General features: G+C 59.6%; 14 protein-coding genes. 3 read left to right on the top strand and 11 right to left on the bottom strand.

Features of this window, described 5'->3' with window-relative positions:
- Positions 1-464: 464 nt before the first annotated feature.
- Positions 465-1,049 (bottom strand): glutathione binding-like protein, encoded by a 585-nt coding sequence (locus NKH83_RS23095; RefSeq protein WP_352807677.1) that lies wholly within the window; start codon positions 1,047-1,049, stop codon positions 465-467.
- A gap of 437 nt (positions 1,050-1,486) precedes the next feature.
- On the opposite strand from NKH83_RS23095, the gene petA reads away from it, so the two are divergent.
- From petA to NKH83_RS23080, 3 genes are read left to right on the top strand one after another with little or no spacing between them, the layout of a single operon-like run.
- A complete protein-coding gene (gene petA / locus NKH83_RS23090) occupies positions 1,487-1,963 on the top strand; it encodes a ubiquinol-cytochrome c reductase iron-sulfur subunit (protein ID WP_352807676.1) in 477 nt (158 codons plus the stop codon).
- Positions 1,964-1,978: 15 nt separating this feature from the next.
- Positions 1,979-3,274, top strand: a complete 1,296-nt coding sequence (locus NKH83_RS23085; protein ID WP_352807675.1) for a cytochrome b — start codon at positions 1,979-1,981, stop codon at positions 3,272-3,274.
- Positions 3,275-3,297: 23 nt separating this feature from the next.
- Positions 3,298-4,815, top strand: a complete 1,518-nt coding sequence (locus NKH83_RS23080) for a mechanosensitive ion channel family protein (protein ID WP_352807673.1) — start codon at positions 3,298-3,300, stop codon at positions 4,813-4,815.
- Between the two features lie 276 nt (positions 4,816-5,091).
- Here NKH83_RS23080 and NKH83_RS23075 read toward each other — a convergent pair whose 3' ends face one another.
- The 10 genes from NKH83_RS23075 to NKH83_RS23030 form a co-directional block, all read right to left on the bottom strand.
- Complete coding sequence (locus NKH83_RS23075; RefSeq protein ID WP_352807671.1) at positions 5,092-5,523, bottom strand: DUF1810 domain-containing protein; 432 nt, start codon at positions 5,521-5,523, stop codon at positions 5,092-5,094.
- A gap of 42 nt (positions 5,524-5,565) precedes the next feature.
- Entirely contained in the window at positions 5,566-5,847 is a 282-nt protein-coding gene (locus tag NKH83_RS23070; RefSeq protein ID WP_352449832.1) for a GNAT family N-acetyltransferase, read from the bottom strand.
- 54 nt (positions 5,848-5,901) lie between these two features.
- A complete protein-coding gene (locus NKH83_RS23065) occupies positions 5,902-6,636 on the bottom strand; it encodes a sensor histidine kinase (RefSeq protein WP_352807670.1) in 735 nt (244 codons plus the stop codon).
- A 127-nt stretch (positions 6,637-6,763) separates the two neighbouring features.
- Entirely contained in the window at positions 6,764-7,201 is a 438-nt protein-coding gene (locus tag NKH83_RS23060; protein WP_352455793.1) for a CBS domain-containing protein, read from the bottom strand.
- Positions 7,202-7,338: 137 nt separating this feature from the next.
- Entirely contained in the window at positions 7,339-7,860 is a 522-nt protein-coding gene (locus NKH83_RS23055) for a carboxymuconolactone decarboxylase family protein (RefSeq protein ID WP_352807668.1), read from the bottom strand.
- 290 nt (positions 7,861-8,150) lie between these two features.
- Positions 8,151-8,774: an HD domain-containing protein gene (locus NKH83_RS23050; RefSeq protein ID WP_352807667.1), complete on the bottom strand. Its 624-nt coding sequence runs from the start codon at positions 8,772-8,774 to the stop codon at positions 8,151-8,153.
- Positions 8,775-8,825: 51 nt separating this feature from the next.
- A complete protein-coding gene (locus tag NKH83_RS23045) occupies positions 8,826-9,227 on the bottom strand; it encodes a cupin domain-containing protein (protein WP_352646006.1) in 402 nt (133 codons plus the stop codon).
- 42 nt (positions 9,228-9,269) lie between these two features.
- The gene (locus NKH83_RS23040; protein WP_254818504.1) at positions 9,270-10,028 is read right to left on the bottom strand and encodes an SDR family oxidoreductase; all 759 of its coding nucleotides are present in this window, start codon (positions 10,026-10,028) and stop codon (positions 9,270-9,272) included.
- Positions 10,029-10,093: 65 nt separating this feature from the next.
- Positions 10,094-10,885 carry an alpha/beta fold hydrolase gene (locus tag NKH83_RS23035; protein ID WP_352807666.1) on the bottom strand — a complete coding sequence of 264 codons (792 nt, stop codon included), beginning with the start codon at positions 10,883-10,885 and terminating at the stop codon, positions 10,094-10,096.
- Positions 10,886-11,347: 462 nt separating this feature from the next.
- Positions 11,348-12,097 (bottom strand): glucose 1-dehydrogenase, encoded by a 750-nt coding sequence (locus NKH83_RS23030; protein ID WP_352807665.1) that lies wholly within the window; start codon positions 12,095-12,097, stop codon positions 11,348-11,350.
- Positions 12,098-12,110 lie beyond the last annotated feature (13 nt).

Here is a 12,110-nt window from a genome sequence, read left to right as displayed (position 1 = left end):
CTCGCCGCCCATCCAGCGCAGGTATCGGCAGCTCACTCAGCTTGCCTGATCGTGGCGGCGAACGTCATTGCTGTCGCACCGACAATGCGCCGGCGATGATCGACCGTGTCGGGAGCCTTACTCGCATTCATGATGAAGCTCTATGACGACCAACAAGCGGGAACGACCAGACCCGCCCGCCTCATCGGCCGACAGGAAATATTGCGCTTATTTCGACGGTGACTGCAGCGAATCCAGTATTGCAACCACTCGGCCAGGGGGCGGCGAGCTCTGACGGAATGTCAGTAAGGTACAGCGTTTCCTCGATTTCCCTTCGGAGAAATTCGAGATGTAGGCCATCCCCCACGCTTGGAAGCGGCTGGATGTAGCATCCGCAGAAACGGCAGCATGAGAATGACTCCTGATCTTCTGTTGGGCGAGAGAATATGTTGCGTCTGATCTTATGCTCGCGGCCACCCTCGGCTTTAGACGAGGCCTTCACGATCCATTGCGACGCGCACAGCCGGTCGGGCAGCCATTCGGGCGCGGAGCGCTTGCAAAGGCGCGGGAACAGGGACGTGGAAGCGGGCCGCCCAAAGCAGCATCACGAAAAGATAAAAATCCGCGACGCTGGGTTTGTCGCCGAACAGATAGTCGGTCTTGAGCCCGTCTGCGAAGAACTCGAGTTGGCTCGTAATCGTCGCGCTCGCCTTGGCCTTTTCAGCATCGCTGCTTTGGTGCCACATCGGCTTGAAGCTTCGATGTATTTCAGTCGAGACATAGGTCAGCGCTTCGAGAACGCGCGTACGGCCCAAAGGCCCTTCCACTCCCAGTGCCGGGTATCGCGACGCGAGCCAATCGAGGACGGCGATGTTTTCCGTCAGCGTTTCGCCGCTATCCAGCACGAGGGCTGGAACATACCCCTTGCGCGTCACGGTGGTGAAATCATCCCCGGAGGCCGTCCGCTTGGTTTTGAGATTGACGGTTTCGCGCTCGAAGGATGCACCAGCCTCCTCCAGCGCGATGTGGTCGGCCAGGCTGCAGGCGAGAGGGCTGTAGTAGAGTTTCACCGCTTTTCCCTTTTCTGAACCCGATTGAATCGCGCTGGTCGTCGTCGGGCGGAAAACCTGCCACGCGAGACAACTGCTCCAAGAACTCGCACTTGGCGGGGACGGCGACTACGACACCGACAGCTAGACGTGCCTATGCCGAGGTATGGTCGGGCTGAAGTTTGGGATCGCCGTGCGCAATGCCGGGGCATATCGGTTATCTGGAGGAATCCAGAACCTTCCATGATGGCATCATCGCCAGCCCGGCCAGTCCTTCGCTCAGGAAATCTTAAACGAAAGTATTGGACGCGCGTGCCGTTGGCACGATGGCTCACACCCGGCCACGGCCGGCATATTCGGCGCGGCATGAGCAGACTGGAAAGGCGAAAGCCGTGGCCTGCTTTTGCTCGATTGCCACCAACGCGATGACGCAGCTTCCAACAACAGGAGTCGCCATCATGGCCGACCTTTCCGAAACCTCCACAGCCGAGCACACATTGCGCGTCGAAGCGCCCGCCGCGATCGAGGTCGACGTCTCGTCGTTGACGCGAGGAATGTCGCTCGTCGTGAAGTGGCGCGGCAAGCCGGTGGTCGTGCGCAACCGCACCGAAAAAGAGATGAAGGACGCCGAGGCGGTCAATCTCGCCGAACTCAAGGATCCAATCGCCCGCAATGCCAACCTGCCGGCCGATGCGCCGGCAACCGACGCCAACCGAACTGTGCCGGGCAAGGAAGCCTGGGTAGTGATGATCCAGGTCTGCACCCATCTCGGCTGCATCCCGCATGGTCAGGAAGGCGATTTCGGCGGCTGGTTCTGCTCCTGCCATGGTTCGCAATACGACACCGCCGGCCGCATCCGGAAGGGGCCGGCACCCGAGAACATGGCGGTACCGGTGTTCCAATTCGTTTCCGACACCAAGATCCGTATCGGCTGAGGCAGGGGCATTTCGATGAGCGGCGACAAATACTCGACCTATACGCCCAAAACCAGAATCGAACGTTGGTTCGACGCCCGCCTGCCGCTGCCGCGGCTGGTCTATGACAGCTTCATCGTCTATCCCGTCCCGCGCAACCTGAACTACGCCTATACGTTCGGCGGCATTCTCACGATCATGCTGGTTTCACAGATCCTGACCGGCATCGTGCTGGCGATGCATTACGCTCCTGATACGGGGCTGGCCTTCAATTCGGTCGAGAAGATCATGCGCGACGTGAATTCGGGCTGGCTGCTGCGCTATCTCCATTCCAACGGCGCGTCGTTCTTCTTCATTGCGGTCTACATCCATATCTGCCGCGGGCTCTACTACGGCTCCTACAAGGCGCCGCGTGAGCTGCTGTGGGTGCTCGGTTGCACCAACCTCCTGCTGATGATGGCGACGGCCTTTATGGGCTACGTGCTGCCTTGGGGACAGATGTCGTTCTGGGGCGCTACTGTCATCACCAACTTCTTCACGGGCGTCCCACTGATCGGCGACTGGCTCCAGCAGCTTTTGCTCGGCGGCTTCGCGGTCGATAATCCGACGCTGAACCGCTTCTTTGCGCTGCATTACCTGCTGCCATTTGTGCTTGCGGGCGTGGTGACCTTGCATATCTGGGCGCTTCACGTCGTCGGCCAGAACAATCCGACCGGCATCGAGGTCAAATCGAAAACCGATGTCGTAGACTTCACACCCTATGCCACCGTCAAAGATGCCTTCGGCATCCTCGTGTTCCTGCTCTTCTTCGCCTACTTCGTCTTCTACTTGCCGAACTATCTCGGCCATCCCGACAACAACAGCATCGCCAATCCGCTGAAGACGCCGGCCCACATCGTGCCGGAATGGTACTTCCTGCCGTTTTACGCGATCCTGCGGGCCATCACGTTCAATATCGGGCCGATCGATTCCAAGCTCGGCGGCGTGCTCGCGATGTTCGGCTCGATCGCGGTGCTGTTCCTGGTGCCGTGGCTCGACACCTCGAAGGTGCGCTCGGCGGTCTATCGCCCCTTGTACAGGGTGCTCTTCTGGCTGTTCGTTGCCAATGCCCTCTTTCTCGGCTGGCTCGGCTCCCGGCCGGCGGAAGGCGCATACGTCGTCATGTCGCAACTAGCGACGCTTTGCTATTTCGCGTTCTTCATCATCGCCATGCCGGTGCTCGGGCTGATCGAAAAGCCGCGACGGCTGCCGAATTCGATCACTGAAGCAGTACTCGAAAAAGACAAGGCCAGCGGCAGAGGCCCGATCGCCGGGCCGGAGACCAAACATTGAACTGGGCATCGCGGTGATCGTTCATGAACTGGTGGAACTCTCCTCTGGTCTACATCGTGTTGCTCGGCCTCGCCGGGATCGTCGTTTGGTCTCTCATCCCCAGACGCTTCGCCAATGCGAAGCTGGTCGTCCAACTCGCCTTTTTCGTCGCGATGTCGGCCATGGTTCTCCACCTGCGCGTCGTGCCGTACGAGGCCGCAGGGGACAACGAGACAACCGGAGGAGCGATCCTCATCGGCTCGGTCAAGCTGCTCTGGTGGGTTCACCTAGCCTGGGCGCTGATCGGATTTGTCCGCATCTATCTCGTCTTTGAGCGAAAGCCGCGCGAGGCACGTCTCCTGCAGGACGTCGTGGTCGGCATCGTCTATGCTGGAATGTTCCTGTCAATCCTGGCCTTCGTCTTTGCAGTGCCGGTCGGAACGCTCATTGCCACGTCGGGCGTGTTTGCCGTCATGCTGGGACTGGCGCTCCAGAATACGCTTGGTGACGTATTTTCGGGGATCGCGCTTAACCTCGGCCGCCCTTACGTGCTTGGAAACTGGATCATTCTGGGCGACGGAACCGAAGGCCGCGTTGTCGAGACCAACTGGCGGTCGACCCAACTCCTGACCCCGACCCACAATGTCGTCGCGCTGCCAAACAGCCTTCTCGCCAAGATCGGGGTAACAAATTTAAGCGGTCCGGACGAGAGCCATGGACTTGCCGTCACCGTCAAGATGGCGCCAACGAAGACGCCGGCGATCATCGTAGATCTCATGCGCACTGTCTTGCTGAGCTGCAATTCAATCCTCCAGGACCCTTCGCCTTCGGTTACCATCAGAAGCCTGGATGCTGCAGCTATCGAGATCGAGTTGTCGTTTCGCGTCGCAAGTATTGACCAGCGAAGTGCCGCTCGGAACGACATCTTCGATCTCATTTATCGCCATTCAAAGTCGACCGGCATGCTGCTGGCGCAGCCACTTTCGGGCTCGATTGCCATGACCAACCGGCCGAGCGACGAGACGGCAGCCTCGCAAGGCTTCACCCCGATCGAGCTTATCAATTCCATACCGGTATTCTCGGCACTGACGGGTACCGAGCAGGAGTCGCTCGCCAAAGCGGCCTCGGTTCACACCTACCATAAGGGCGAGATCATCGCACGACAGGGAGAGATGCTGCCGTCGCTCATGATCGTACGGACGGGCGTCATCGTCCGGCAAATTGGCGAGGACGACGACCAACTGCAGGAGATCGGCCGGCTTGCACCTGGCGATTTCTTCGGCGAGACCGGCCTGCTCGCCGGCATTGGCGAGATGTCGAGTTTGCGGGCAATGACCCCTGTCACGGTTTACGAGATAGACCAGGAAAGCTTTGCACCGCTGCTGCACGACCGGCCCGAAATGGCCGAAGATCTTGCCGCGATCCTGTCGATGAGGGTGTCGGCTTTTAATGAAAGCGGCATCGCCGGACAGCACCACGCGAGCTCCAAATTCGCGCTCCTCAAAGCCATTCAGACGGTCTTTCGCGCCGCTCCGTTCAAGCGCGTTCGAGCACCTGGCTGACAAGGCATGCAGAAGGACAGAGATCCATGACCATCCGCCAAAGCGATATCACAGGCATCGATCCAGCCGGCTATCTGTGATTTTGCGGACGGACTGAAGGTAGGGCGCGTATTGCCTCCTCGAATCGCCTCATGGTCGGGCCCTTCGTCCTGTTCGACCATTTCGGCCCCGCTATATTCGACGCAGGTCACGGCTTCGATATGGCACCGCATGATAAGGCAGCGGATGGTGACCTCTGCGCCGCGACAGCTTTACGCCGCTAGCACGAGCAGACCACTACGACATCAAGTAGAGAGCGTTCATCGTTTCCTCATCGAGCAAACCGTCGAACCAGACGTCGAAGATTGTCTCGAGCAGGAACTCCTCGTTGCTTGCTTCGGAAAACAGCGTGAGGGACGCGTGCAACTTCTTCGCATCAACCTCACCGAAGACAGCGCGAGCGCTCAGGCCGGAGAGCCGTTGCATGGTGCCAACGCATTCCCGATAACGGCCTCCGAGGATCGGAAATGAGAGATAGGCGCTGGCTTCGTCGAGCGATGTGATTGCATATGGCTCAGGCGCTGCACCACTTCGCCTTGTGGCCAACCTTGGGAAGATGAACTGCATGTAGGGAGTGCACATCATCCCTCGACGTAGAATGGCCAGCGCGTCGTCGTAGACCGGATCCTGTGCGCTGACGAACCTCTGCAAATCATACTCGTCAGGCATTTGGATAGATCCTTGGGAAACCCTCAACATTCGTGCCAATGACTAGCCGCCGACGACATCTGCATAGTCCGGGTGCTTGGCGAAAAAGCGGCTCATGAAGGGACATTTCAAGATCGCTTTACGGCCGGTTTTGCGGAGCAGTTCGAAGGTCCCTTGGGCCAATTGCGACGCGATCCCCTGTCCGGAAAATTCCGACGGGACTTCGGTGTGTATCAGCGCAACCTTCCCGCCTTCGAGCCGATAATAGGCCGCCGCAAACATATCGCCGGCGATCGGCAGCTCGAAACGGTGCTGTTGGACGTTTTCGACGACTTGTGCATCCATCTTTATCTCTCGATTGTATGTCACGTTTATCACCGGAGGCAGATTGGCGGGCCGCTATCGCATCGCAGGCAACCGCAGAGTGACGGTCGTGCCTGCCCCAAGTGTGCTCTGAATATCGATGCTTCCGCCTGATTGCTCGGCAAAGTGCTTCACCATCGGCAAACCGACGCCGCCGAGGCCTTCGCTTTTGGTGGTGAAGAACGGATCGAAGGCGCAGACCATCGTCTCGCTGGTCATCCCGATACCGTTGTCCGCGACACGGATATCTACCTGACTGGCGGCGGAGTTTGCAGATGCCAAGCCGGCATCGATCGAGATGAAACCGCCGTCCGGCATTGCATCGCGCGCGTTGAACAGAAGATTCAGAACCGCATTTTGCAATCCAAAGCGATCGCATCGCACCAAAGGCAGGTCGGACCCGACCCGAAGCTCAAGACCGATATTGGCATCCAAGGCGCTCCGTACGAGCGTCTCGATCTCAGCCAGGCAAGCACCTACGTTTGTGTATTCGATTTCAGCGTGGCTCTCTCGGGCGAGGCTGATGGTTTGCCGGACAAGGCCCCCGGCCCGTTCCAAAGCCGTTTTGGCGCCGGCTATTACAGGCCCGAGCGCCGGAGCCGCTTGGATGCTCGGATCGCGGGCCAGGTGGTTCAACGCCGACGAGGCGACCTGAATGAGATTGCCCAGGTCATGGACGATGCCGGTCGTCGACATTTGCACGGACATACCACTTCCAGGGCCATCGGGCGGGCCGTCGAAGACATCTTCTTTTATGTCCGGACGAAACATTTCATTCCCCGCTGGCTAAGTCGTCACCTATCTGCTTCAATACGCTATAATTTGCGACCTTTATTTTCTACTATATCTAAGAAGGCGCCGATTCATACTTCCGTATATTCAATCGCGAGACCATGCTCTATTGGTAGCCGATCCCGCTGATGTAGTTGGCAAGCAGCCGTTCCTGCAGTTCCTCTTGTTTAAAGAGCGCCTTCATCGCATCACGGATATCTAGGACGCCTAGCGGTTTCGAGTCAGCCCCGAGCACCGGCACATTCTGCAGGCCTTGCGCGGCCATGGTCTGCCAGACTGAATGAAGATCATCATCGGGACCACAGGACACGATGGACCGGCTCATCAATGCCGCAATCGGCGCTTCTGTTGGCCCTGAATTGGCCAGATGGCGGACAAGGTCGGACTTGCTCAGCACGCCTGCCGCCTCCCCACTGCCGTGGCACACCACGACCAGGCCTATTGCGGGCCTGGAAAGTGAGAGTGCCGCACTGCGGAGTGGAGCGTCGACATCGACCACCATGAGACGGGCCGATATTACTGGATGCAGACTGTCAATGCGCATGACGCCCTCCTGAGAGCGCCTCGCGGCCGCGGCCGGGAGGCTGAGATCGGTTCCAGTGTTGGTCGCCGAGCTCGGCGACTTTGCCCGGCCGCTCAGAATGGCTCACAAACAAGCGCCATTCTGACCCATTCCAAAGATTAGCTCAGTGCTGCTTTGCTCAGGCCAAACTTCGCATCGCCTGAGCCCGGGACGGGTTTGAAGCCGATGTTCAGACGGTTCCAAGAGTTGACCGCCATGACAACGAAGGTCAGATCGGAGATTTCCTTCTCGGAAAGCTGCGACCTGACCCGATCGTAGATCTCGTCCGGGACACCCTGCTCGGGCAACTTCGTCAAGACTTCCGTCCATGCCAAGGCTGCACGCTCGCGAGGAACGAACAAGGTCGAATCCCGCCAGGCTGCCAGGTGGTAAAGGCGCAGTTCGCGCTCGCCATGAATCTTTGCCTGTTTGACGTGCATATCGAGGCAGAAGGTGCACCCGTTCATCTGCGCGGCCCGGACGGCAACAAGGTCGCGGATTGGCTCTTCGATCGACCCCTCTCGCGTCGCTCCAAGAAGTTCGATAAATTTCTTCAGAAGTTCGGGCGACTGCTCGGCATAACTCGCGCGTTGGGCGGCGGCTTTTCCCTTCGGAGCGACCGGTGACGCTGCAATATTCATTACTCTATCTCCTTGAGGTGTTTGCAATCCATTGCCGCGTAAGGATGACCGGTGAGCCAAATTGTTGCTATCGTGCCCGATGATATGTACTGCCATTCATTAGGTCGGGGCGCCTAAACCGAAGTATAGGAGGTGGAAATTGGCACCTGACCGCTGCCCTCGGCAATTCGCTTTGGCGCAGGCATGCGACAGGCGCGCAGCGTTTGGGTCACTTGAAGGGCGATGCTGAACCGACCGGTGTCGATTGAACCTGGATCGAAACTGCGTTCACTCTTCGAAGGGAGCGTTCATCACAAGATCAACTGCCGAAGTCGCCTTGTAGCCTGAAACAAAGCGCTCGCCGAAGTCCGGGCAAAGTTGTCGTAGGTGGTTTCCGGCCTGACCTCGGCGATATGGCAAAAGCATCGCGTCATCCGCCGCTTCATCCCGAGGCGCGGAAATTCGCCAACGATCTTTGCAATCTCGGCTGACGAAACGAGGCTGTATTGCAAGCCGACGACATCGAGGCAGATGCCGGCTGTGCACAGCGCCACCTCAGCCTCCTTGTAGAGGCCGATCGACGGCGTCGAGTTGAGGGCGACGCTGTCCCAGATCAATTGGGCGCGCCGCTCGTCGAAGCCGCCTTCCCGAACGAAGGTGCGGGCAAGATCGGCGCCTTCCACTTCGAAACGGCGCGGCCCGGCGAAGTCCTCATTGAGCGTGACGTCATGCAACAGGGTTGCAACGGCAACAACCTCCGCGTCGTGCTGGATATTCTGAATCTGTCCGATCCGGGCCGCGAAAAGCCAGGATCGGACAACGTGGTTGAACAAGTAGGGCTCACATCGCTGGCGGGCATGTTCGATCGCTCGGCCAACAAGCGGTGTATCGGGGACCGAAATCCCCGCAAGTGTGCGGCTGGCGATCGAATTCATGTCACTGACCGTCCTTTCGCATACGCCCCGATGGTCCCGGGGGCTACGATTTCATTTCGCGTTCGTCGTCAGTTCCGTCTCGCTGGTGTCGACGACGAAAATAGCAAGCAGACGAGCGCCTTCCGTCTTGCTGGCGTTTTCGCTGACGGCATGACGGTCGCCCGGGAATTCGGAGAAACTCTCGCCGGCGCGATAAGTCTTCACCGGCCCATCGTTGACCTGGCTTCGGATCGCCCCCTCCAGAACCGTGGCATAGATGAACGCGGATTTGGGATGGGTATGGGCCGGCGACGTACCCCCCGGCGCGTACTCGACGAGCACGGCCTTCATGCTCTTGCCGGGCACGTTTGGAAGGGCCTGGTCGTAGACAAGCTTCACGCTGGCGGCGTCATTGGCCATTGCTGCGGTGACGGAAGCGGCGGTGAGCGCAGCGCAGAGAAGTGTTCTGATCATGTCTGGTCTCCTTGTTGTGAGAATGGCCTATCCGATGATTGCTTATTTCGGTGGCGTGTATCGGCTGAGCCAATCATCGAAACGCACGGCGCCGATGCGCGCATTCTCGCCGGGCACCAGCGTTCGATCGTCGATTGCCACTTGGCCGTAGTAGAGCGCACCGGGATCCGGGACGACTTTGCGCGGGTCGTTGGTGGCCTTCAGGAAGCGCTCGACAAGTTCGCTCATGCGAACCCGCTCCGGGCCGGCAATTTCGATCATGCCGTTCAACGGCGCGGCAAGCGCGACGTCGGCCATCGCATCGGCAACATTATCAGCCGCCATGGGTTGGAAGTAGGCCGGCGACATATGAATGGTATCCCCGACGGCGCCCGTGTTTGCGATGGCGGCGGTGAATTCGAAGAACTGGGTGGCGTGAACGATGGTGTAGGGAATTCCGGATTCCCTGATCAGCTTTTCCTGAAGCAACTTGCCGCGGAAATAGCCCATGCCCTGCAGCCGGTCGGTACCGACGACGGACAGCGCCACGTGATGACGGACGCCGGCGGCCGTTTCGGCGGCAAAAAGATTACGCCCGGATGCCCCGAAGAACTCCAGGGCAGCCTTTTCCTCGAACGACGGCGAGTTCGCCAGGTCGACGACGACCTGCGCACCGGCAAGTGCGGCCGCCAGACCCTCTCCCGTAACGGTGTTGACGCCCGAATTGGGCGACGCCGCAAGCACGTCGTGTCCTTTGTTTCGCAGCCTCTCCACGGTCTTTGAACCGATCAGCCCGGTTCCGCCGATGACGACGATCTTCATGTCTAGTCTCCTGGTGTTGCGTGTTTATTTTCGTTGCTCGATCGGATGCAGGCGCTTCCAGCCTGCTACTGACTGACCGATGCAGCAGCATCCTCGATGAGTGACGTGACCTCGTCGGGATGCGAAACCATGAGCGCGTGGGACGCACCCTCGATGACGACGGTCTTTACCGCGTGCGCACGCTTGGCCATGAAGCTCATGACGGCTGCCGGGATGTTGCGGTCATCCGAGCCGTAGATCATGTAGGACGGCAGCGTCTTCCATGAGGCGACGCCCGAGGTTTCAGCCAGAGCCGCCTGGGCAACGGGACGTTGAGTGGCAGCCATCAGCAAAGTCTGCTCTTGCGGAACGTCGGCGGCGAACTGGGCGCGGAACTTGGCCGGCTCGATGAAGAGGTCTTGCCCGCCGTCCGGCAACGCTACCGGAGCAAGCGCGCTCCCCAAGGTGCTGCCGGGAAACATGCTGGACAATGTAAGGCTGGATTCGCCGGTATCCGGCGCGAAACCCGCCACGTAGACCAACGCCTTTACATTGGGATTGCCATTGGCGGCCTCGGTGATGACAGGCCCGCCGTAGGAATGCCCCACCAGCACGACCGGCCCGGAAACCGACCGGACGATGGCTGAGACTGCTTTCGCATCGCTGGCAACGCCGCGGAGCGGATTAGCTGCGGCTATCGCTACATAACCGTCTTTGCTGAGCCTGGTGATGACTGCGTCCCAGCTCGACGATTCCGCGAAGGCGCCGTGCACCAGTACGATCGTCGGCTTGGGCTGAGAATTGGCGGCCTGCGCCATCCCGCCGCTCGACGCGGCCAGCGCTGTGGCGAGCGCCAGGGCTCGAGTTATGTTTCGCATTTGCTTTCTCCCGTGTGGCCTGTGGTGACCAATGCTCAGGAGAATGCGCCTACGCAGCCCGCCAACCTATTGTGCGGAAGGGTCTGTCATACAATGCCAAGGTGCAGGGTAGGTCACCGGGGAGATCAGGTGCCCTGCAGCATAATTGAGGTATCTATGCCGGGTGTGCATTGTCGGCGGACGCCGGAACAGACACTGAGGGCGCGCGGCCGGAGAGCTGTGTTTGCAAGACGCCGCTGCCGCCGTGGCGAGAACCTGGCGAGCCGACTTCTCTCTTGCGCGTCGATCCCTGCAATGCGACTTGCTATTTACGTGGCTCAATTTGCGCCACGTCGACAAAACGTGTCGCCTCCGACCTATTTGGCGCGACTCGTGCGGCAGCTTCCCAAAAAATTTTCGTGAGGAAGACCGATTGCTCAGCCGATAACCGGCAGTCTATTGGCGCGATCTCGCAGTCATGGCTCAGAGCACTGCCATCCCGCCATCCACCCGCAGATTGATGCCCGTGACGAAACTGCTCGCGTCCGAGGCAAGGAACAGGGCGGCTTTTGCCAGCTCGTCCGGCTGCCCCATCCGGCCCAGGGGTATTGCCTCCGCCATCGCCTTTTCAAACAGCTCGCGCTGCTCAAACGGTATGCCTAGCTTATCGAGAATAGCCGTATCCACCGGACCTGGGCTGAGCACGTTGACCCGGATGCCGCGAGACTTCAGTTCGATCGCCCAAGCGCGCGCAAAGGCATTTATGGCCGCCTTCGAGCCCGCGTAAACAGCATGACCGTCCAGAACCTTCTCGCTGGCGAGCGAGCCTGTGAGGATGATTGCGCCGCCGTTCCGCATGATCGGAATCAGCTTCTGGACGCCGAAGAAGACGCCTCGCGTGTTAACGGCAAATTGCGCATCATATTCTGCCTCGGAGACGTCGGCCGAGTGCGTGATGGTGTTTATGCCGGCGTTCGCCATATAGATGTCGAGCGCCCCGAACCTCTGGCGGATCTGCTGCGCTACCTCGTCATGGTGCGACACGTCGGCCACATTTCCCTGAATGCCCAGCGCGCCTGCCCCGATCTGTGCGACCGCTTCCTCGACCGCCTGCCGCCGGCGGCCGGTAATGACGACTTGCGCGCCCTCGGCCGCAAAGATTTTTGCAGCCGATAGTCCGATCCCGCTGTTTCCGCCGGTGACCACCGCGATCTTACCTGAGAGTGCGCCCATGTCGTTCCTGCCT

It is taken from the genome of Mesorhizobium sp. M0909, from assembly GCF_040319515.1.
GTDB lineage: Bacteria > Pseudomonadota > Alphaproteobacteria > Rhizobiales > Rhizobiaceae > Mesorhizobium.
This window is presented reverse-complemented; position numbering and strand designations above follow the sequence as displayed.

What these genes read in the sequence shown, in the direction of transcription:
- NKH83_RS23050 (WP_352807667.1), bottom strand. Translation starts at nt 8,774, where the DNA reads ATGAATTCGATCGCCAGCCGCACACTTGCGGGGATTTCGGTCCCCGAT.
- NKH83_RS23065 (WP_352807670.1), bottom strand. Translation starts at nt 6,636, where the DNA reads ATGTTTCGTCCGGACATAAAAGAAGATGTCTTCGACGGCCCGCCCGAT.
- NKH83_RS23040 (WP_254818504.1), bottom strand. Translation starts at nt 10,028, where the DNA reads ATGAAGATCGTCGTCATCGGCGGAACCGGGCTGATCGGTTCAAAGACC.
- NKH83_RS23085 (WP_352807675.1), top strand. Translation starts at nt 1,979, where the DNA reads ATGAGCGGCGACAAATACTCGACCTATACGCCCAAAACCAGAATCGAA.
- NKH83_RS23075 (WP_352807671.1), bottom strand. Translation starts at nt 5,523, where the DNA reads ATGCCTGACGAGTATGATTTGCAGAGGTTCGTCAGCGCACAGGATCCG.
- NKH83_RS23045 (WP_352646006.1), bottom strand. Translation starts at nt 9,227, where the DNA reads ATGATCAGAACACTTCTCTGCGCTGCGCTCACCGCCGCTTCCGTCACC.
- NKH83_RS23070 (WP_352449832.1), bottom strand. Translation starts at nt 5,847, where the DNA reads ATGGATGCACAAGTCGTCGAAAACGTCCAACAGCACCGTTTCGAGCTG.
- NKH83_RS23060 (WP_352455793.1), bottom strand. Translation starts at nt 7,201, where the DNA reads ATGCGCATTGACAGTCTGCATCCAGTAATATCGGCCCGTCTCATGGTG.
- NKH83_RS23055 (WP_352807668.1), bottom strand. Translation starts at nt 7,860, where the DNA reads ATGAATATTGCAGCGTCACCGGTCGCTCCGAAGGGAAAAGCCGCCGCC.
- NKH83_RS23080 (WP_352807673.1), top strand. Translation starts at nt 3,298, where the DNA reads ATGAACTGGTGGAACTCTCCTCTGGTCTACATCGTGTTGCTCGGCCTC.
- NKH83_RS23035 (WP_352807666.1), bottom strand. Translation starts at nt 10,885, where the DNA reads ATGCGAAACATAACTCGAGCCCTGGCGCTCGCCACAGCGCTGGCCGCG.
- petA (WP_352807676.1), top strand. Translation starts at nt 1,487, where the DNA reads ATGGCCGACCTTTCCGAAACCTCCACAGCCGAGCACACATTGCGCGTC.
- NKH83_RS23030 (WP_352807665.1), bottom strand. Translation starts at nt 12,097, where the DNA reads ATGGGCGCACTCTCAGGTAAGATCGCGGTGGTCACCGGCGGAAACAGC.